Below are 18,941 nucleotides of genomic sequence, written 5' to 3'. Positions count from 1 at the left end.
GAGCAGATGCCCCTGATCTCCCCGGATCAGGGGCATCTGCTCACTTCTCGGCGTGCTCGAGCTCACCGGGTCAGGCGCAGGCGTTGATCGGTGCGGTCGCGCCCTCGCGTACCTCGAAGACCACCTCGTTCCTCTCGTCGTCGGTGAACGTGGCACGGTCTCCCTCGACGAGCAGCCAGCCCTTGTGGAACGGGCTGTCCCAGTCGCGGGGAGGGTCGCCGCCGCCGGTGTCGAGCGGACCGTCGACACGCTGGTACCAGAGGCCCTCGTAGGTGAGCTCGTCGATGCCGCAGTGGGTGTGGAGGCTGTACGGGATGCCTCGCTGCGGGGGCGTCTCCGGGGACGAAGCGACCGGGGTCGGGCTCTCGACGGGAGTCGTCGGCCCTGAGCAACCGGTTGCCAGCAGGGGTGCGAGGGCGAGCCCGAGGAGGGTGGCGGGCAGCGCGTGCCGGGTCGGTCGGTGCATCGGTCCCCCTCAGTGTGTCTGACGCTCTCACCCTGACTGTGTCGTGACGCCCCCGGTGCTTGCACCGCGAGATCGGGCCCGTTGTCGTGCGACCGGGTGATCCGGCGACGACGAGCCCGATCTCGAGCGGGGTCAACCGCGGGCCGACTCGCGTGTCACGCCCCGCCGTGCGCCTCGCACCCCCGGGAACGCATGCTGCCGCGCCCCGAGCACGATCCCCACGACGGGTACCGCGAGCGCGACCGTCGCCCACGGCAGCGCGCCGGACCCGCCCGCACCCAGCACGACGCCGCCCACGATCCCGCCGAGCGCGAGCGCCCCGTTCCACGAGGTGACGAACGCGGACTGCGCGACGTCGGCCGCAGGACCCGCTGCTCGCGCGAGCGCCGTCTGGAACAGGGTCCCGCTGCCGCCGAACGCGAAGCCCAGCGCGGCGACCGCGGCGTAGACCGCGACGGGGGAGCCTGCCGCGACCGCGAGCGTCAGGCCCGCGACCCCCAGGAGTGTCGCGGCGAGGACCGTCATGACGCGCAGGTGCGTGTCGATCAGGGCACCGATCACGACGAGGCTCGCGAACGACGTCGCGCCGAGCACCGCGAGCAGCACACCGGTCTGCGCACCGAGCCCGACGTCCTCGAGGAACACCGCGACGTACGTCGAGAACACGTTGTAGGCGAGGACCGTCATGCCCGTCACGAGCACGATCGGCGCGACGCCGGGCAGCCGCAGCGCCCGCCCGATCGGCACCTGCGTCCCGCGCGGCTCGCCCGGGAAGTCCCGCACGCCCCAGCGCACCCATGCCGCCAGCCCGAGGCTGAGGATCGTCATGGCGCCGAACGCCCAGCGCCACCCGACGGTCGCGCCCAGCGCGGTCCCGGCCGGGACGCCGAGGGCCAGCGCGAGCGGTGCGCCGCCCATCGCGATCGCGAGGGCTCGCCCGGCCTGCTCCGGCGCGGCGAGGCGCCGTGCGTACCCCGCGAGGAGCGCCCAGGTCAGCCCGGCGACGAGCCCGGCCGCGAAGCGCGCGCCGAGCGTGAGGGCGTAGCTCGACGACACGGCGGTCACGGTGTTGGCCACCGCGAACCCCGCGATCGTCGTGAGCAGGAGGCGGCGCCGGGGCCAGCGGGCCGTGGCGCGGCTGAGGGGGATCGCGGCCACGATCGCGCCGATCGCGAAGACCGTGACGGTCTGCCCGGCGGCGCTCGCGGAGACCCCGAGGTCGGCGCTGAGCGCGGGCAGCACGCCCGCGGGCAGCACCTCGGTGAGGAGCGTGACGAACCCGGTCGCGGCCAGGGCGAGCAGTGGCAGCAGGGGAAAGCGCGGGCCCGACGGCGGAGCGTCCGTGGGTGCGCCCGTCCGGTCGGGGTGCGTGGTCGCCTGGTGGGGCGCCGGGGGCGGTACGGGTGCGGCGGGTGCCGCGAGCGTCGGGGGAGCGTCGGTCGACGACTCGGTCGGAGCGGTGCAGGTGGTCATAGGGTTAGCATGAATGTCTGACATGGATGTGAAGGTCAAGCCCGACCCGCGAGAGAGGCGTAGCGCATGCGCATCGGCGAGCTGTCCCGCCGCACCGGCACGGCCACCCGGCTGCTCCGGTACTACGAGGAGCAGGGCCTCCTGACCCCGCAGCGCGAGGAGAACGGCTACCGCGAGTACGGCGAGCACCTCGTCGACCGGGTGCTCCAGATCCGGGGCCTGCTCGAGGTCGGCTTCCCGACCCGGATCATCGCCGAGCTGCTGCCGTGCCTCAACCAGCCCCGCGAGATCCACCTGCACAACGCCTACCCGGACAAGATCGCGCTGCTCGAGACCGAGCTGGGGCGGATGACCGAGCGCATCGACACCCTCACGAGGAACCGGGACGCGATCGCCGACTACCTCGAGCGCATCCGCGCGGACGCGGCACCGGCGGCCGCTCTCGCCGAGAAGTGAGCAGATGCCCCTGATCCGAGCGATTCAGGGGCATCTGCTCACTTCTCGGCGGCTATCACCGCAGCGGGTCGAACGGCCTGATCTCCGGCGGCGCGGTCCCGGTCATGATCTGCTCGGCGAGCAGCCTGCCCGTCGCGGGGCCGAGGACGATGCCCCACATCCCGTGCCCTCCCGCGACGTACACGCCGGGCGCCCGCGTGGCCCCGACGAGCGGCAGCCCGTCGGGGGTCACGGGCCGGGAGCCGACCCACTCGTCGTGCCGGTCGTCGAGGTCGACGCCCTGGAACAGGTCGCGCACGGACGCGAGGATCGCGTCGATGCGGCGCGGCTGGAACGGCTCGTCGGGGCCGCGGAACTCCATGGTCCCCGCGATGCGGAACCGCCCCTGGTAGGGAGTGCACGCGACGCGGCGCGCCGGCAGGTAGATCGGCTGCTCGACGGGCACGTCGGTCTTGACGGTGAACGAGTAGCCGCGCCCGGCCTGGACGAGCGTCCGCACCCCGAGCGGCTTCGCGAGCCCGGGCAGCCACGCGCCGGTCGCGAGGACCGCGACGTCGGCGACCACGGGCTCCTGCCCGTCGACGAGCACCTGCACGCCGCGCCCCTCCTGGGCGCGCAGGCCCGTGACGGTCGCGCCGGTCAGGATGCGTCCGCCGCGCGCGCGGACCGCGTCGCCCAGCGCGCCGACGAACGGTCCGGGCTCGATGAACCGCTGGCCCTCCAGCGCGTAGACGGCGCGCACGCGGTCGGTGAGCTGTGCAGGCCGCCCGACGGCGTCGCGCACCTCGGGCGCTCGACCGTCGCCCGGGTGCGACGCGCCGGAGGGGCGAGCGGCGCCGTCGGGCCGGTCGATGCGGCGCAGCGGGACCACCTGCCCCGCGGCTTCGACCTGGGCGATCTCGTGGAGGAACGGCGCGGCCTGCCTCTCGTCCTCGAAGCCGATGACGAACGGTCCGGGGGTCGAGCGGGCCGCGACGCCGTGCGCGGCGAGCTCGTCGAACGCGTCGAGCGCGAGCCGGTCGATCGGGGTGAGCGCGGCCATCGCGCGGTCCCACGCGCGCTGGGTCGCGTGGGTCGCGAACCGGGCGAGGAAGGACCACAGGCGCGGGTCGAGCCGGGCCGGGACGTGCAGGGGCGCGGCCGGGTCGAGCAGCGCCTTGGGGGCGTAGGTCCACAGCGTCGGGTCGGCCAGGGGCATGGCCATGCCGGGCGTGAGCCAGCCGGCGTTGCCCCACGAGGAACCTGCGGCGACCCCCTCGCGGTCGAGGACCGTGACCTCGACGCCGCGGCGCTGCAGGTGCCAGGCGGTCGCGAGACCCACCATGCCTGCGCCGACGACGACCGCGGTGCGGGGGGCGGGGGAACCAGGGGTGGTGCGTGACGGGGTGGTCATCGGGGGCTCCTTTGCCCTGAGACGTTGTCGACCCGGCCTCGAGGATGCTGAGGCCGGGTCGTGGGAGACGGGTTGCGCCTCACCCCCATGGTGGAGGGATCTTCGGTAGGGTTCAAGCAGGCTGACATGTTCTTCGTGAGAAGGGTGCCTGGCCGAACGATCTTCTCCAGGATGACGAGAGTGGGGGACCATGCCGAACGATCTTCGGGCCGGGTCGACGCAGGTCCAGGCGGCCGTGCTCGACGAGACCGACCGCCGCATCCTCGCCGTCCTCGACGCCGACGCGCGGGCCACCAACAAGGCCGTCGCGGACGCCGTCGGGATCGCGCCGTCGACGTGCCACACGCGCATCCGCTCGCTCCAGGAGCGCGGTGTCATCCAGGGCTTCCGCACCGAGATCGACCCGGCGGCCATGGGCCGGAGCCTCCAGGCGCTCATCGCGGTGCGCCTGCACTCGCACGCCCGGTCGGGCCTCACGGCGTTCCGCGACTACCTCGCAGGGCTGCCCAACGTCGAGGGCATCTACTTCGTGACGGGCGACCGGGACTTCATGGTGCACGTCGCGGTGCGCGACTCGACCGTGCTGCGGGACCTCGTCGCGAGCACGCTCAGCGTCCGCCCCGAGGTCGCGGGCACGAGCACGACACTGATCTTCGACTACCTGCGGCCGTGAACGTCGCCGTGCCGTCCCTCGACCAGGCGGTCCAGGAACGGGGAGACGAGCTCCTCGACGCTGCCCCAGACGTCGTCGAGGGGGGCGCCGGACTCGATCATGCGTGAGGCGGAGTTCACGATCGCGTTGATCAGCTCCGCCGAACGCTCGACGTCGCGGCTCCCGAGCGCTCGCAACGCATCACCGAGGGGTCGCACGAGCTCGTCGTGCATGGCCCGGGAGCCGTCCATCACGGCGCTCGGCGGCCCGACGGTCGCCAAGGCCGTCGCGAGGGCGTGCTCGCCCTGGGCGACGAGCTCGAGGTTCGCGCGGAGGTAGGCGACCACTCGGGCACGATCGTCAGGAGCCGCGTCCATGGCCCGCGCGACCGTGGCGGACCACCGTGGGAAGACGTCCTCGACCATGGCGAGCAGCAGGTCGTCCGCAGAGCGGAAGTACTGGTAGACGCTCGGTCGGGCGAGGCCCGCACGCTCGGCGAGCGCTGCGAACGTGGGCGGGCGCCCCGTCTCGGCCAGGATCGACCGTGCGGCATCGAGGAGCACTCGCATCTGCGCCGCGCGGTGCTCGGCGACGGTCGGGGCGCTGATGCGGGGCACGGTTCTCCTCAGGACGGTCTCCCTGCCCCGCCCGGGGCAGGGAGACGTGGATCAAGCGCTCAGTCTCCCATCCTCCATCTGCACGACACGGTCGCAGTGCTCGAGCACGTCGTGGTCGTGGGTCACCATGACCGTCGCGACGCCGTGCTCGTGCGTCTCCGCCGCGAGCAGCCGGACGACCTCGTGGCTGCGCGCGCGGTCGAGGGCCGCCGTGGGCTCGTCGACGAGGAGCAGCGCGGGAGCGGTGACGAGAGCTCGGGCGATACCGACGCGCTGGCGCTCGCCGCCCGAGAGCTCGTGCGGTCGCCGGTCGGCCTTGTGGCCCATGCCGACCTGCTCGAGCAGCGTCAGGGGGTCCCGGCCCCTGCCCTTCGCACCGACGACGTGCAGCGCGAACCGCAGCTGGTCGAGGGCCGTCAGCGCGGGCAGGAGGTTGCCGGACTGGAACACGAAGCCGATCCGCTCGCGCCGCAGCGCGGCCTGGTGTGCCCCGGTGAGCGACGAGACGTCGGCGCCGTCGATGCGGACCGTGCCCGACGAGGGGCGGGTCAGCGCCCCGGCGACCGCCAGGAGGCTGGACTTCCCTGCTCCGGACGGACCCACGACCGCGAGCAGCTCGCCCGGCGCGACCGTGAGGTGCACGTGGTCGAGCGCGGTCACTGTCGAGTCGCCGTCGCCGAGGGTCAGGAAGACGTCGTCGAGCTCGAGCCCGGCGCGGGTGGGCGTCGGGGTGGTCGCGAGCTGGGGGGCTGGGCGGGTCATCGTTGTCCTCCGAGAGCGGTGAGGGGGTCGACGCGGGCGATGCGGCCCACCGACGCGGCGGCGCCCGCGAGGCCGAGCCCGACGAGCAGGACCGCAGCGAGCGCGAGCGGTCCGGCTTCGAGGGCGAACGGCATGGGGGTCGACGTGAGCAGCGCGCCGAAGCCGATCCCGGCGCCCATGCCGACCGCGGTGGACACCACGAGGAGCACCGCCGCCTGGCCGAGGGCGTCGCGCACGAGGTACGACGTCGAGGCACCCATGGCACGTGCGACCGCGATCTCGTGCTTGCGCTGGATGGTCCAGACCGTGAAGAACGCACCGACGACGAGCGCCGAGATCGCGTAGAGGAAGACCTGGATGAGGTTGAGAGTGAGCGTCTCGGCCGCATAGCCCGGCGACCCGTCGAAGGACTCGGTGAGGGACACGGCCGTGGTGCCGGCGGCCGCGTCACCGGCCGCGAGGTCGAGGTCGGCTCCGTCGACGGCGGCGAGCGCGACAGCGGTCGCCTCGTCGTACGCCTCGGGCCGCACCTCGGACCCGTCGGCCGCGCCCGCGTGGATCTCTTGCCACGTCGTGAGCGGCACGTAGGCGACGTCGACGTGCCCGAACGTGTGCTGACCGTCGAGCACGCCGACGATCGTGAGCTCGGTGCCCAGCCGTTCGACCGTCACGGTGTCCCCGACGCCGAGACCGAGCTCGGTCACCGTCTCGCTGACGACGATCCCGTGCGGGTCCCCGAGGATCTCGCCGCCGGACAGGTCGGTCGCGGACGGAGCGACGAACGACCCCGGCTCGACGCCGAAGAGTGCCAGGTCGACGGCCTCGCCGCCGGGGCCCTCGGCGTTGACGAGCTGGTTGCCGAACAGCGCTGCGTCGGCGACGTCGTCGCGGGCGGCCCAGCGTTCGGCCTGCTCGCGGTCGACCGTGCTGCGGGAGAACGCCGAGTCGACGGACGTGTCCGCGCCGAACGCGAAGGCCGTCACGGGCAGCTTCTTGAGGCCTGACACACCGTCGTTGACGAGTCCCGAGGACAGGCCCGACAGGAGGACGACGAGCACGGACACGAGCGCGACGACCCCTCCCATCAGGGCGAATCGTGAGCGCGCGAACGACAGCTCGCGCCACGCGAGAAACATGGTGCTCCTTCCCGGCGGGCACGAGTTGCCGACGCCGTGTCGGCAAGGATACCAACACGGCGACGGGAACCTGCTTCGCCGGAGTCCCCCGGGATCCGAAGGCTCGCGTGAGCGCTGTCAGCCCGCGAGCGCCCGCGCCTCCTTGTCCGGGTCGAGCCCCACCCGGGGGCGGTCGGCGCGCTGGGGAGCGGCGCCGTCGGGCAGGGTTCCCAGCCAGGCCCAGGTGTCCGCGACCGTCTCCTCGACGGGGCGGTTGCGCAGGCCCGCCTCGATCGCGCGCGACACGTCGCCGCGGTGCAGGGTGTCGTGCAGGTCGCCCGGGGGGAGCCAGACGGGCAGCTCGGTCCAGGGCTCGATGCCCGCGGCCGCGATCACGTCGGGCGCGGTCCAGCGCAGCTCGGCGTCCGAGCCGGTCGCGGTCACGCACGCGTCGAGCAGCTCGCCCATGGTCGCGTGGCCGCTGGGGCTCACGACGTTGAACGGCCCGCTCAGGCCCTGCTCGGTCGCGTCGAGCACGAACGCCGCGAGGTCGCGCGCGTCGACGTACTGCAGGGGCAGTGCGCTGGGCCCGGGGGCGAGCACGGGGCCGCCGCGCGCGATCCGCTGCAACCACCACGGCAGGCGTCCGACGTTCTCCCGCGGCCCCAGGATCAGCCCCGCCCGCGCGAGGATCGCTCGGTGCCCGAACGACTCCTCGACCGCCAGCTCGCCGCCGCGCTTGGCGCGCGCGTAGTCGACGTCTGCGCCGTCGTCGGGCGAGGCCTCCACGAGGGGAGCGTCCTCGCCCGCGCCGGCCTCGGTCGGGTAGGTGTACACCGACCGGCTCGACACGTACACGTACCGGCCCACCCGGTCGTCGAGCAGGCGGGTGACGTCGCGCACGGCACTCGGGGCCCCGGACCACGTGTCGACCGCGACGTCCCACTCGCCCTCCGCGAGGGCGTCCAGGCCCCCGACGACCGTGCGGTCGCCGTGGCGGACCCGCACCCCGTGCGGGGCCTCGCGCGTGCCCCGGTGGAACGTGGTGACGTCCCAGCCGCGGGCCAGGGCGTCGTCGACGACCGCCCGCCCCACGAACTCCGTCCCGCCCAGCACCAGCAACCGCGTCCCGTCCGTCATACCCACGACTGTGCCCGCTGCGGGCGCGGTGCGAAAGCGCACGACGCCCAGGGCAGACGCCTCGGCGCGTGCGATAGTGACCCGGCCGCTCGTCGCGCAGCGGGCGCTCGCGGTCGCGGGCGGGACGAGGAGGCTGTGAGCCGGGGAGGGAGCACGCCGTGGCAGGTCGACGGGTGCGGGTGCCGCTGTGGGCGGTGGCCGTCGTGGTGGCGGCGTCCGTGGTCGCGGTCGGATGGCTCCCGCTCGACGCCGCGGGAGAGCTCGCGGCACGCGTCGGGCCGATCCTGCTGTTCCTCGTCGCGATCACCGTGGTCGCGGAGATGTGCGCGGCCGCAGGCCTGTTCGACGCCGCGGCCTCCTGGGCGCTGCGTCTCGCCCGGGGCAGCCGCCTGCGCCTGTGGGGGCTCGTGGTGCTCCTCGCGAGCACGTGCACGGTCGTCCTGTCGCTCGACACCACGGCCGTCCTGGTCACGCCCGTGGTCCTGACGATCGCGCGGCGCACCGGGTCCCGGCCGCTGCCGTTCGCGCTCACCGTGCTCGGGCTCGCGAACACGGCCTCGCTGCTGCTGCCCGTCTCCAACCTGACGAACCTGCTCGCCGCCCACCGGCTCGCAGGGCTCCAGCCGGGTGTCCCGTACGCCGCGACCATGTGGTTTCCGGCGCTCGCGGTGGTCGCGGTGACGGTCGCCTACCTGTTCGTGGCGCACCGCCGCGACCTGCTCGGGACGTTCGACGCGCTCCCGCTGGCCGCCGAGCGTGACCGCGTGCTCCTGCCGCTCGCCGCGCTCGTGACGGTCGCGCTCGGGGCGTGCTTCGCCGTCGGGCTGCCCGTGGCCGCCGTCGCGGTGGCCGGCGCCGCCGTGCTGCTGGGCGTGACGCTCGTGCGGCGCCGCGACCTCGTGGCGCCCGTGGGCGAGCTCGTGCCCTGGCGGACCGTCCTGGTCCTCGCCTCGCTCTTCGTCGCCGTCGAGGCGTGGCAGGTGCACGGCCTCGGCGACCTGCTCGCCCGGTTCGCGGGCACCGGGACCGGGACGGGAGACCTGCTCCAGGTCGCGGGGGCGGGCGCCGTCGCGGCCAACGTCGTCAACAACCTGCCCGCCTACCTCGCGCTCGAGCCCGCCGCCGCGGGCGACCCCGCACGGCTCGCGGCGCTGCTCGTCGGCGTGAACGCGGGCCCGCTGGTCACGCCGTGGGCGTCGGTCGCGACCGTGCTGTGGTGGGTCCAGTGCTCACGGCACTGGATGGGGTTCCGCGAGGTCGGCTGGTGGCCGCTCGTCCGGCAGGGGCTCGTGCTCGCGCCGCTCGCCGTGGTCGCCGGGGCGCTCGCGGTCGCGGCGGTCGTGTAGCCGGGACGGAACCCCTCAGCCCCGCACACCGATCCACAGCCTCCCGTGCGGCACCAGGTCCACGCTCCGGTGCTCCACGAACCCGATGCGCTCCATCCCCTCGACCCGGGCCGGGTCGACGACGGCGGTGAGCAGCGGGCCGTCCACGGGGGCGCCGTCGGGAGTGCGGTCGGTACGCGCGGGCGCGTCCACGAGCAGGCGCAGGGTGGCGGTGCGGGCCGGGCCCTGGACGTCGGGCGCGACGGCCGCGGCGACGAGGATGAGGCGCGGGCGGACGGCGTCGAGCGCGTCGGCGATCACGGACTGGGCGACGTCGAGGGCCTGACGGGTCGCGACGCGGACCGGCTCGTCGTCGGCGGGCTCGTCGAGCGGGTCGACGCCCACCTCGCGCACCAGGACCCCGCGCAGCTCGTCCTCGAAGGCGGGGACCTCGGGCGGGAGCCACACGGTCGTGGCCCGCAGCCCGTCGGCGTCCTCGGCGACCCAGATCTCGCCCTGCTCCATGATCCCGTGGCTCAGCACGAGGCGGGTCGCGGACGAGAGCTGCTCGGGGTCGACCGGGGCGTCGGGGGTGCCGTCGCCGTCGAGGTCGACCACGGGGTGGTCCGCGGTGAGCAGCCGGGCGACACCGGGCACGTCGACGAAGCGCGCGCGGCGGACGGCCACCTGCGGCGTGGCGCCGAGGTGCTCGGTGTCTGGGGTGGGCATCGGGACTCCGATCCGTCGGGGGCTGCGACCTCCCGCCAGTCTTGCCCGTCCGCCTGGGAGGGGGCTGTGCGCGAGAGGATGGGTGCGCCCTGCCCGCACGCCCGTCGTCGTCGCCCGAGGAGACCCCGTGACCGTCCTGCGCTCGATCCTGCTCTTCGGGGCCGCGGCCCTCTTCGAGATCGGTGGTGCGTGGCTGGTCTGGCAGGGGGTCCGCGAGCACAAGGGGTGGGTCTGGATCGGGGCGGGGGTCGTGGCGCTCGGGCTGTACGGCTTCTTCGCGACGCTCCAGCCCGACGCGAGCTTCGGGCGGATCCTGGCGGCGTACGGGGGAGTGTTCGTCGCGGGCTCGCTCGTGTGGGGCATGGCCGTCGACGGCTTCCGGCCGGACCGGTGGGACGTGCTCGGGGCGCTGCTGTGCCTCGTGGGCGTCGCGGTGATCATGTACGCGCCGCGTCCGGCGTAGGAGGCCTTCTCCAGGGTGCCCGACGGCGGAGCGCACCTTCTCCGCGAGGGTGCGCTCCGCCGTCGGGCGGGCGGGATTCCCGCGTGACCCACGCCACCTCCGGGTCCGGGGAATAACCCCGGGACCCTCCCGGTTCTCCTCCAAGTACATGCAAATGCATCAACTTGTAGGACGAGGGAGCAACCCCCATGCAGTTCGGCATCTTCACCGTCGGCGACGTCACCACCGACCCCGTCACCGGTCGCACGCCCAACGACACCGAGCGCGTGCGGTCCATGCTCACCATCGCGAAGCACGCGGACGAGGCAGGCCTCGACGTCTTCGCCACGGGTGAGCACCACAACCCCCCGTTCGTCCCGTCGTCCCCGACGACGATGCTCGGCTACCTCGCCGGGCAGACGAAGAACATCATCCTGTCGACCTCCACGACGCTCATCACCACGAACGACCCGGTGAAGATCGCCGAGGACTACGCGATGCTCCAGGTCATCTCGGACGGTCGCATGGACCTCATGATGGGCCGCGGCAACACCGGCCCCGTCTACCCGTGGTTCGGCAAGGACATCCGCGAGGGCGTCAACCTCGCGATCGAGAACTACGCGCTGCTGCGCCGCCTCTGGGAGGAGGAGGTCGTGGACTGGCAGGGCAAGTACCGCACGCCGCTCCAGGGCTTCACGGCCACGCCGCGCCCGCTCGACGGCGTCGCGCCCTTCGTCTGGCACGGCTCGATCCGCACCCCGGAGATCGCCGAGCAGGCCGCCTACTACGGTGACGGCTTCTTCCACAACAACATCTTCTGGCCCATGAGCCACACCAAGCAGATGGTCCAGTACTACCGCCAGCGCTTCGAGCACTACGGCCACGGCAAGGCCGACCAGGCGATCGTCGGGCTCGGTGGCCAGGTCTTCATGCGCAAGAACTCCCAGGACGCCGTGCGCGAGTTCCGGCCCTACTTCGACAACGCGCCCGTCTACGGGCACGGCCCGTCGCTCGAGGACTTCAGCGCGCAGACCCCCCTGACCGTGGGCAGCCCGCAGGAGGTCATCGACCGCTACGGCGCCATGCGCGAGCACGTCGGCGACTACCAGCGCCAGCTGTTCCTCATGGACCACGCGGGCCTGCCGCTCAAGACGGTCCTCGAGCAGATCGACCTGCTGGCCGGCGAGGTCGTCCCCGTGCTCCGCAAGGAGATGGAGGCCAAGCGTCCCGCCCACGTCCCGAGCGACCCGCCGAGCCACGCCCAGCGCGTCGCGAAGGCCCGCGCCGAGGGCAAGATCGCGGAGCAGGTCGTCGCGGCCGCCGACCACTGGACGGGCCGGACCGCCGAGGACGACATCCAGGCGGCCGAGGCTGCCGAGAGGGCCACGGGCACCGGCGGCGGCGCCCGCCAGGGCTCCGCGTTCGGTCTCTGACCCGACCGTCCGCCCGGGAGCGGTCCCGGGCGGGCCGGGCCGCCCTTGTGGCCAGGGGCGGCCCGGCCCCCAGCACCACCGGCCCCCAGCACCACCGGGCCACGCACCGCCCGCCGCACGCACCGTGCGGCACACTCGAAGAACCCTCACGAACCAGGAGCACCACCTCATGACCGCTCGCCAGATCGTCGCGATCTCCGCCGGCCTCGGCCAGCCGTCCTCGACCCGCCTCCTCGCCGACCGCCTCTCCGCCGCCACGGTGGCCGAGCTCGGCGACCTGGGCGTCGCCGCCGAGGTCACGACCGTCGAGCTGCGCGACGTCGCCCACGCCATCACCGACGCGATGCTCACGGGCTTCGCGAGCGGTGACCTCGCCGAGGTGATCGAGAAGGTCACGGGCGCGGACGCGCTCGTGCTGGTCACCCCGCTGTTCACGACCACCTACTCGGGCCTGTTCAAGTCCTTCGTCGACATCCTCGACAAGGACTCGCTCCAGGGCATGCCCGTGCTGCTGGGCGCCACGGGTGGCACGTCGCGCCACTCGCTGGCCGTCGAGTACTCGATGCGCCCCCTGTTCACCTACCTGCACGCCGACGTCGCGACGACCTCGGTCTTCGCGGCCACGGACGACTGGGCGGCCGAGGGGGACGGCACGCACGACGCGGGCCCTCTCCCGGCCCGCATCCGCCGCGCGGCCAAGGAGCTCGCGACCACGCTCGCGGCCCGCGACCCGCGTACCGCGACGGGCATGTTCGACGGCGTGCCGTCGTTCGCGCAGATGTTCGGCAAGTAGGGGGTCCCGCGCGAAGACCCACCGGCGCGCCGGGTGGTGGACCCGGACGAGGGACCGGGGTGCGCGCCGGGGACCCGCAGCGGTGCGGGAGACGAAGGCCCCGACGGTTCGCCGTCGGGGCCTTCGGCTGCCCGGGGGCTGAAGGGTGGGTGAAACGCGGGGTGACCCGCATCACCCGTCGCCCGGGAGGTCTCCTTCTCGGTGTGCGCCCGACGACGCGGCGCCGACAACCCACCACCTCCCGAAAGGCACGTCCATGTCCACCCTCTCCGTCAACGGTCCGGCGATCTCCCGCCGAGGCTCCGTCTCGACCCACGTGAGCGACGCCGTCGACGCCCTCGCACGCTTCCTGACCCGCTGGTCCGTCCCTGCCCTGCGGGTCGCCCTCGGCCTGGTCTTCCTCGGCTTCGGGGTCCTGAAGTTCTTCCCCGGCGCGAGCCCGGCCGAGGTCGTCGCCGAGCGCACGATCGACACCCTGACCCTGGGGCTCGTCCACGGCACGGTCGCCGTGGTCGCGACCGCGGTCGTCGAGTGCTTCATCGGGGCCGCGCTCGTCACGGGCTACTGGCTGCGCGCGGGGCTCGTGGTCATGGCCGGCGCGTTCGTCGGGATCCTCGCCCCGACCGTGCTGTTCTTCGACGAGCTGTTCGGCTCGGGCATGACGCTGCTCGGGCAGTACGTCCTCAAGGACGTGGTGCTGGTCGCCGCGGCGACCGTCGTCGGGGCGTACGCGCTGGGGGCGCGGCTTCGTCGCACGGCCTGACGGCTCGACGCGAGATGCGGCCAGGTGGGGTCACGGTCCGTCCGTGACCCCACCTGGCCGCATCTCGACGACGGGGCCCGCGGCCCGGTGCGCCCCGTCCCCCGGGGCGCGCGCGGAGCACCCGCGTGCCACGCTGGGCGCATGCCTGCGAGGGACGACGACGTGACCTCCCACCCGGCGCCGCCCGCCGCGCTCCCGCCGGACGCCCCTGCGCTGCGCAACCTGCTGCGGCTGAGCGTCCCGGCGGTGCTCGTCGGCGTGATCTCGGCGCTCGTGCTGTACGCGCTCGACTGGTTGTCCGCCGAGGCCGAGGACGTCCTGTGGACGGTCCTGCCGGGCGCGCTCGGTGTGGACCCGGACTCGCGCTGGTGGATCTTCGGGATGCTGACCGGTGCGGGCCTGCTCGTGGGGCTCGTCGTGTGGCTCGTCCCGGGACACGGCGGCCGCGACTCCGCGACGACCGAGCTCATCGCGCCCCCGCTGCCGTTGCGCGTGCTGCCGAGCCTCGCGGTCGTCACGGTGCTGGGGCTCGCCGGGGGAGTGAGCCTGGGGCCCGAGAACCCGATCATCGCGATCAACACCGCGCTGCTCGTCGCCCTGGTCGCGCGACTGTGGCCCAAGGTGCCGACGGACCTCGTCGTGATGCTCGCGGCGGCCGCGACGATCGGTGCGCTGTTCGGGACCCCGGTCGCGGCCGCGCTCGTGTTCACGGGGGTCGTCGCGGGCTTCCCCCGGGGTGGCCCGCTGTTCGACCGGCTGTTCCTGCCGCTCGTCTCGGCCGGCGCGGGGGCCATGACCATGGACGCGTTCGGGCGTCCGTTCGCGTCGATGGACCTGCCCGACCTCGGGGTGCCGGACATCGGCGACGTCGGCATCTCGCTCGCGGTCGCGACGGTCGCGGCGGGCGCCGCGCTGCTGGGCGTGCTCGCGTTCCCGTACGTGCACCGGTTCTTCCACGGCATGCGCAACCCGGTCCTGTACGTGACGCTCGGCGGCGTGGTCCTGGGCGTCCTGGGCGCGATCGGTGGCCCGCTCACGCTGTTCAAGGGCTCCCAGCAGTCGTTCGAGCTCGTCCAGCAGCGCGCGGACTTCTCGACGTGGAACCTGGTGCTCATCTTCGCGGTCAAGCTCGTGGCGCTCGTGATCGCGGCCGCAGCGGGGTTCCGGGGCGGGCGGATCTTCCCCGCGGTGTTCATCGGGGTCGCGGCCGGGGTGGCCGTGAACGCGGCGTTCCCGGGAGCGCCGCTCGGGCTCTCGGTCGCGAGCGGCGTCCTGGGCGTGGTCCTGGCCGTCGGGCGGGACGGGTGGATCGCGCTGTTCGTCGCGGTCGCGGTCGTCGGGGACGTCGGGGTGCTGCCCGTGCTGTGCCTCGCGATCCTGCCCGCGTGGCTGCTGGTGCGCAGCGCTCCCGAGATGCTCGCGGCCCCCGAGGTCACGGACGAGCCCGTGCCTCGCGCCGGCACGGGCGGCGACTGACGGTCCTCGGGGCGTACGAGGCGGGGCTGGTACGGCAACCGGGGCGGTGACGGCACCCCGGCGGCGGCCCCGCCTCGTGGGTCCCTGCGCCCCGACGCGGCGTAGGCTTTCCCGGGGGCTCGGCCCGGGCCCACCACACCTTTCTCGAAGGACACAGGCAGCACCATGGTCAACCTCGCGTACGTCATCGCCGGATCGGAAGCCACCGGGGGAGCCGGCATCCAGGCCGACCTCAAGACGTTCCAGGAGCTGGGCGTCTACGGCGTCGGGACCCTGACGTGCATCGTGTCGTTCGACCCGAAGAACGACTGGGGCCACCGGTTCGTCCCGGTCGAGCCGCAGGTCATCGCGGACCAGTTCGAGGCCGCGACCAGCACGTACGACCTCGACGTGGTGAAGATCGGCATGCTCGGCACGCCCGCGACGATCGACGTGGTGGCCGAGTCGCTCGCGAGCCAGCGCTGGCACCACGTGGTCCTCGACCCGGTCCTCATCTGCAAGGGCCAGGAGCCGGGCGCGGCCCTCGACACCGACACCGCGCTGCGCGAGAAGATCCTGCCGTTCGCCACGGTCATCACGCCGAACGTGTTCGAGGCCAAGGTCCTGTCCGGCATGGAGAAGATCGAGTCGGTCGACGACCTGGTCGAGGCCGCCGAGCGCATCCACGCGCTGGGCCCGGACTTCGTGGTCGTCAAGGGCGGCGTCGAGCTGCCCGGACCGGACGCGGTCGACGTCCTGTTCGACGGCCAGGAGATCACGGTCTTCTCCGTCCCCAAGGTGGGCGAGGAGCGCGTGAGCGGCGCGGGCTGCACGTTCGCCGCGGCGATCACGGCCGAGCTCGCCAAGGGCAACGACGTCGAGCGCGCCGTGGGCGTGGCGAAGCAGATCGTCACCGAGGCGATCGAGGCGCGCGTGAGCTCGCACGCGCCGTTCGACACGGTGTGGCAGGGCGCGTACACCGACTGACCCCGCACGTGGCGGGGTCTTGCACCCCGTCACGAGCGACCACCAGGCAGACGCCGTCGACGTGCCGACCCGCGGAGCGCCTAGGCTACGGACCCGTGACCGACAACCTTTCCCCCGCATCCACCGACGGCAACGGCCGCACGGGCGCCCGGCACGAGGTCCCGGCGCCGCTGCGCGACGACGTCCGGCTCCTCGGCCGTCTGCTCGGCACGGTCCTGACGGAGTCGGGGGATCCCGCCCTGCTCGACGACGTCGAGCGCCTGCGCGAGCTCTCGATCCGCGCGTACGGCGAGCACGCGGACGCAGCGCTCGAGGAGGCCGAGCGGCTCGTCGAGAGCTTCAGCCACGAGCGCGCCGAGCAGGTGGCCCGCGCGTTCACCGTGTACTTCCACCTCGCGAACCTGGCCGAGGAGCACCACCGCGTGCGTGTCCTGCACGACCGCGAGGCCGAGCTCGCGCCGTCGGTCGTCGACGACACGCTGCCCGAGGCCTTCACGCAGCTCGCGGACGAGGTGGGGCACGAGGAGGCGCTCGCGCGCCTCCAGCGGCTCGAGTTCCGCCCTGTCCTCACGGCCCACCCGACCGAGGCGCGCCGCCGGGCGATCTCCGCGTCGATCCGGCGCCTGTCGGGCCTGCTGACCGAGCGCGACGCCCTGCCGGTCGGCGGCGCGTCGCTCGCCGAGAACGAGCGCAAGCTCCTCGCCGAGATCGACGGCATGTGGCGTACGTCCCCGATCCGCGCGGCGAAGCCCTCACCGCTCGACGAGGTCCGCACCGCGATGAGCGTGTTCGACGCGACCCTCTTCACGGTCTTCCCGACCGTCTACCGCCGCCTCGACGACTGGCTGCTGGCCGACAAGGCGGGCCACGACCGCCCCCTCGCCGCACCGTTCGTGCGCCTCGGCACCTGGATCGGCGGTGACCGCGACGGCAACCCGAACGTCACCGCGGAGACCACGCGCCAGGCCGCGGCCATCGCGGCCGACCACGCCCTCCAGGCCCTCGAGCGCGCCGCCCAGCGCATCGGTCGCACCCTCACGCTCGACGAGGAGGGCACGCCCGCGTCCGACGGCCTGCGCTCGCTGTGGCAGAAGCAGCGACAGCTCTCCGAGGCCATCACGGCCGAGGCCGCCGCCGAGTCCCCGGCCGAGCCGCACCGCGCGGTCATGCTCGTCGTGGCGCGCCGCATCGCGGCGACCCGTCTGCGCGACGCGGACCTCGCGTACGCGGTGCCCGAGCAGCTCGAGGCCGACCTCAAGGTCGTCCAGGACTCGCTCATCGCCGCGGGCGCGCCACGCGCCGCCTACGGAGACCTGCAGCAGCTCGTGTGGCAGGTGCAGACCTTCGGGTTCCACCTGGCCGAGCTCGAGGTCCGTCAGCACTCGCAGGTCCACGAGGCCGCGCTCGCCGAGATCGCGGAGCACGGCGTGCACGGCCAGCTGTCCGACCGCACGCGCGAGGTCCTCGACACCTACCGCGCGATCGGCTCGATCCAGCAGCGCTACGGCATCCGTGCTGCGCGCCGCTACATCGTCTCGTTCACGCAGAAGCCCGAGCACCTGGCCGCGGTCTACCAGCTCGCCGAGCTCGCGTTCGAGGGCGCCGAGGACGCACCCGTGATCGACGCGATCCCGCTGTTCGAGACCTTCGCGGACCTCGAGGCGAGCGTCGAGATCCTCGAGGCGGCGCTCGAGCTGCCCCAGGTCCAGCGCCGCCTCGCGGAGAACGGTCGCAAGGTCGAGGTCATGCTCGGCTACTCGGACTCGTCCAAGGACGTGGGCCCGGTCTCGGCGACCCTCGCCCTACACTCGGCGCAGAGCCGCATCGCTCAGTGGGCCCAGCGCCACGAGATCAACCTGACGCTGTTCCACGGCCGGGGCGGCGCCCTGGGGCGCGGCGGCGGTCCTGCGAACCGCGCCGTGCTGGCCCAGCCCCCGGGCTCGGTCGACGGGCGGTTCAAGCTCACCGAGCAGGGCGAGGTCATCACCGCCCGCTACGGCGACGCGACCATCGCCGCCCGGCACATCGAGCAGGTGGCAGCCGCGACGCTGCTCGCCTCCGCGCCGTCGGTCGAGCGCCGCAACGCCGAGGCCACCGCGCGCTTCGCGGACGTGGCAGCAGCCCTGGACTCGTCCTCGCGCGAGCACTTCCACGCGCTGGTCCGCAGCGAGGGCTTCCCGCAGTGGTTCTCCGAGGTCACGCCGCTCGAGGAGGTCGGCCTGCTGCCGATCGGCTCGCGCCCGGCCCGCCGCGGCCTGTCGGTCGAGTCGCTCGAGGACCTGCGCGCCATCCCGTGGGTGTTCTCCTGGTCGCAGGCCCGTATCAACCTCGCCGGCTGGTACGGCCTGGGCACCTCGCTCCAGGAGTTCGGCGACCTGGAGCGGCTGCGCGAGGCGCACCGCGACTGGCCGCTGTTCGCGACGCTCATCGACAACGTCGAGATGTCGCTCGCCAAGGCCGACGAGCGGATCGCGGAGCGCTACCTCGCGCTGGGCGACCGTGACGACCTCGCGGCGAAGATCCTCGACGAGCTGCGCCTGACGCGCGAGTGGGTCCTCAAGATCTCCGGGAACGAGTGGCCGCTGGCCGGTCGCCGGGTCCTGGGGCGCGCGGTCCAGCTCCGCAGCCCGTACGTCGACGCGCTCTCGCTGCTCCAGCTCCGCGCGCTGCGCGGCCTGCGCTCGGGCGCCGAGGGGCAGTACAAGGACGGCCTGCAGCACCTGCTGCTGCTCACGGTCAACGGCGTCGCGGCGGGCCTGCAGAACACGGGCTGACCTTCTCGGTGCCGAACATGCGGTTGGCGTCCGTCTCCACCCCGAAACTGACGCCAACCGCATGCTCGACCGACGGCAACCGCATGTTCGGCGAGGGGCCGTCCGGTTCGGCCGGTCGGACGTCGGCCAACCCGACGATCGCGACGCCCGGCCGCACCCGGCCACC

General features: G+C 73.6%; 18 protein-coding genes. 10 read left to right on the top strand and 8 right to left on the bottom strand.

The window, feature by feature from the left end; all coding sequences use genetic code 11:
* Positions 1–70: 70 nt before the first annotated feature.
* Both JOD48_RS00180 and JOD48_RS00175 read right to left on the bottom strand, forming a co-directional pair.
* Complete coding sequence (locus tag JOD48_RS00180) at positions 71–466, bottom strand: hypothetical protein (protein ID WP_204806594.1); 396 nt, start codon at positions 464–466, stop codon at positions 71–73.
* Positions 467–598: 132 nt separating this feature from the next.
* Entirely contained in the window at positions 599–1,939 is a 1,341-nt protein-coding gene (locus tag JOD48_RS00175) for an MFS transporter (RefSeq protein WP_204806592.1), read from the bottom strand.
* A gap of 66 nt (positions 1,940–2,005) precedes the next feature.
* Between JOD48_RS00175 and JOD48_RS00170 the strand changes: the two genes are divergently transcribed.
* Entirely contained in the window at positions 2,006–2,395 is a 390-nt protein-coding gene (locus tag JOD48_RS00170) for a MerR family transcriptional regulator (RefSeq protein WP_191791122.1), read from the top strand.
* A 55-nt stretch (positions 2,396–2,450) separates the two neighbouring features.
* Here the strand turns inward: JOD48_RS00170 and JOD48_RS00165 are convergent, their stop codons facing one another.
* Entirely contained in the window at positions 2,451–3,788 is a 1,338-nt protein-coding gene (locus JOD48_RS00165; RefSeq protein WP_204806590.1) for an NAD(P)/FAD-dependent oxidoreductase, read from the bottom strand.
* Between the two features lie 190 nt (positions 3,789–3,978).
* On the opposite strand from JOD48_RS00165, the gene JOD48_RS00160 reads away from it, so the two are divergent.
* Complete coding sequence (locus JOD48_RS00160; protein ID WP_138827107.1) at positions 3,979–4,461, top strand: Lrp/AsnC family transcriptional regulator; 483 nt, start codon at positions 3,979–3,981, stop codon at positions 4,459–4,461.
* Here the strand turns inward: JOD48_RS00160 and JOD48_RS00155 are convergent.
* The 4 genes from JOD48_RS00155 to JOD48_RS00140 form a co-directional block, all read right to left on the bottom strand.
* The gene (locus tag JOD48_RS00155; RefSeq protein ID WP_191791119.1) at positions 4,446–5,057 is read right to left on the bottom strand and encodes a TetR/AcrR family transcriptional regulator; all 612 of its coding nucleotides are present in this window, start codon (positions 5,055–5,057) and stop codon (positions 4,446–4,448) included. The genes JOD48_RS00160 and JOD48_RS00155 overlap by 16 nt on opposite strands.
* A 51-nt stretch (positions 5,058–5,108) precedes the next feature.
* Positions 5,109–5,819: an ABC transporter ATP-binding protein gene (locus tag JOD48_RS00150; protein WP_204806588.1), complete on the bottom strand. Its 711-nt coding sequence runs from the start codon at positions 5,817–5,819 to the stop codon at positions 5,109–5,111.
* On the bottom strand, positions 5,816–6,955 hold the full coding sequence (locus tag JOD48_RS00145; RefSeq protein WP_204806585.1) for an ABC transporter permease: 1,140 nt from the start codon (positions 6,953–6,955) through the stop codon (positions 5,816–5,818). The genes JOD48_RS00150 and JOD48_RS00145 overlap by 4 nt, the downstream gene beginning before the upstream one ends.
* Positions 6,956–7,072: 117 nt before the next feature.
* Positions 7,073–8,074 carry an NAD-dependent epimerase/dehydratase family protein gene (locus tag JOD48_RS00140; RefSeq protein ID WP_204806583.1) on the bottom strand — a complete coding sequence of 334 codons (1,002 nt, stop codon included), beginning with the start codon at positions 8,072–8,074 and terminating at the stop codon, positions 7,073–7,075.
* Between the two features lie 158 nt (positions 8,075–8,232).
* On the opposite strand from JOD48_RS00140, the gene JOD48_RS00135 reads away from it, so the two are divergent.
* The gene (locus tag JOD48_RS00135) at positions 8,233–9,420 is read left to right on the top strand and encodes an SLC13 family permease (RefSeq protein WP_204806582.1); all 1,188 of its coding nucleotides are present in this window, start codon (positions 8,233–8,235) and stop codon (positions 9,418–9,420) included.
* Positions 9,421–9,435: 15 nt separating this feature from the next.
* Here the strand turns inward: JOD48_RS00135 and JOD48_RS00130 are convergent, their stop codons facing one another.
* Entirely contained in the window at positions 9,436–10,128 is a 693-nt protein-coding gene (locus JOD48_RS00130) for a hypothetical protein (RefSeq protein ID WP_204806580.1), read from the bottom strand.
* 127 nt (positions 10,129–10,255) lie between these two features.
* Here JOD48_RS00130 and JOD48_RS00125 point away from each other — a divergent pair, with 127 nt between their 5' ends.
* From JOD48_RS00125 to JOD48_RS00095, 7 genes are all read left to right on the top strand, one after another.
* Entirely contained in the window at positions 10,256–10,591 is a 336-nt protein-coding gene (locus tag JOD48_RS00125) for a YnfA family protein (RefSeq protein ID WP_191791113.1), read from the top strand.
* 188 nt (positions 10,592–10,779) lie between these two features.
* Positions 10,780–12,003, top strand: coding sequence for an LLM class flavin-dependent oxidoreductase (locus JOD48_RS00120; protein ID WP_204806577.1), 1,224 nt, complete (start codon positions 10,780–10,782; stop codon positions 12,001–12,003).
* 169 nt (positions 12,004–12,172) lie between these two features.
* Positions 12,173–12,796, top strand: a complete 624-nt coding sequence (locus tag JOD48_RS00115) for an FMN reductase (RefSeq protein WP_204806574.1) — start codon at positions 12,173–12,175, stop codon at positions 12,794–12,796.
* 256 nt (positions 12,797–13,052) lie between these two features.
* Positions 13,053–13,559 carry a DoxX family membrane protein gene (locus tag JOD48_RS00110; protein WP_204806572.1) on the top strand — a complete coding sequence of 169 codons (507 nt, stop codon included), beginning with the start codon at positions 13,053–13,055 and terminating at the stop codon, positions 13,557–13,559.
* Positions 13,560–13,700: 141 nt separating this feature from the next.
* Entirely contained in the window at positions 13,701–15,035 is a 1,335-nt protein-coding gene (locus tag JOD48_RS00105) for an ion channel protein (RefSeq protein WP_191791109.1), read from the top strand.
* 165 nt (positions 15,036–15,200) lie between these two features.
* Entirely contained in the window at positions 15,201–16,001 is an 801-nt protein-coding gene (thiD, locus tag JOD48_RS00100) for a bifunctional hydroxymethylpyrimidine kinase/phosphomethylpyrimidine kinase (RefSeq protein WP_191791108.1), read from the top strand.
* A 95-nt stretch (positions 16,002–16,096) separates the two neighbouring features.
* Positions 16,097–18,775, top strand: a complete 2,679-nt coding sequence (locus JOD48_RS00095; protein ID WP_204806570.1) for a phosphoenolpyruvate carboxylase — start codon at positions 16,097–16,099, stop codon at positions 18,773–18,775.
* Positions 18,776–18,941: the final 166 nt, after the last annotated feature.

It is taken from the genome of Oerskovia paurometabola, from assembly GCF_016907365.1.
Classification (GTDB): domain Bacteria; phylum Actinomycetota; class Actinomycetes; order Actinomycetales; family Cellulomonadaceae; genus Oerskovia; species Oerskovia paurometabola.
This window is presented reverse-complemented; position numbering and strand designations above follow the sequence as displayed.

What these genes read in the sequence shown, in the direction of transcription:
- JOD48_RS00145 (WP_204806585.1), bottom strand. Translation starts at nt 6,955, where the DNA reads ATGTTTCTCGCGTGGCGCGAGCTGTCGTTCGCGCGCTCACGATTCGCC.
- JOD48_RS00170 (WP_191791122.1), top strand. Translation starts at nt 2,006, where the DNA reads ATGCGCATCGGCGAGCTGTCCCGCCGCACCGGCACGGCCACCCGGCTG.
- JOD48_RS00110 (WP_204806572.1), top strand. Translation starts at nt 13,053, where the DNA reads ATGTCCACCCTCTCCGTCAACGGTCCGGCGATCTCCCGCCGAGGCTCC.
- JOD48_RS00160 (WP_138827107.1), top strand. Translation starts at nt 3,979, where the DNA reads ATGCCGAACGATCTTCGGGCCGGGTCGACGCAGGTCCAGGCGGCCGTG.
- JOD48_RS00150 (WP_204806588.1), bottom strand. Translation starts at nt 5,819, where the DNA reads ATGACCCGCCCAGCCCCCCAGCTCGCGACCACCCCGACGCCCACCCGC.
- JOD48_RS00115 (WP_204806574.1), top strand. Translation starts at nt 12,173, where the DNA reads ATGACCGCTCGCCAGATCGTCGCGATCTCCGCCGGCCTCGGCCAGCCG.
- JOD48_RS00180 (WP_204806594.1), bottom strand. Translation starts at nt 466, where the DNA reads ATGCACCGACCGACCCGGCACGCGCTGCCCGCCACCCTCCTCGGGCTC.
- JOD48_RS00130 (WP_204806580.1), bottom strand. Translation starts at nt 10,128, where the DNA reads ATGCCCACCCCAGACACCGAGCACCTCGGCGCCACGCCGCAGGTGGCC.
- JOD48_RS00175 (WP_204806592.1), bottom strand. Translation starts at nt 1,939, where the DNA reads ATGACCACCTGCACCGCTCCGACCGAGTCGTCGACCGACGCTCCCCCG.
- thiD (WP_191791108.1), top strand. Translation starts at nt 15,201, where the DNA reads ATGGTCAACCTCGCGTACGTCATCGCCGGATCGGAAGCCACCGGGGGA.
- JOD48_RS00120 (WP_204806577.1), top strand. Translation starts at nt 10,780, where the DNA reads ATGCAGTTCGGCATCTTCACCGTCGGCGACGTCACCACCGACCCCGTC.
- JOD48_RS00165 (WP_204806590.1), bottom strand. Translation starts at nt 3,788, where the DNA reads ATGACCACCCCGTCACGCACCACCCCTGGTTCCCCCGCCCCCCGCACC.
- JOD48_RS00105 (WP_191791109.1), top strand. Translation starts at nt 13,701, where the DNA reads ATGCCTGCGAGGGACGACGACGTGACCTCCCACCCGGCGCCGCCCGCC.
- JOD48_RS00140 (WP_204806583.1), bottom strand. Translation starts at nt 8,074, where the DNA reads ATGACGGACGGGACGCGGTTGCTGGTGCTGGGCGGGACGGAGTTCGTG.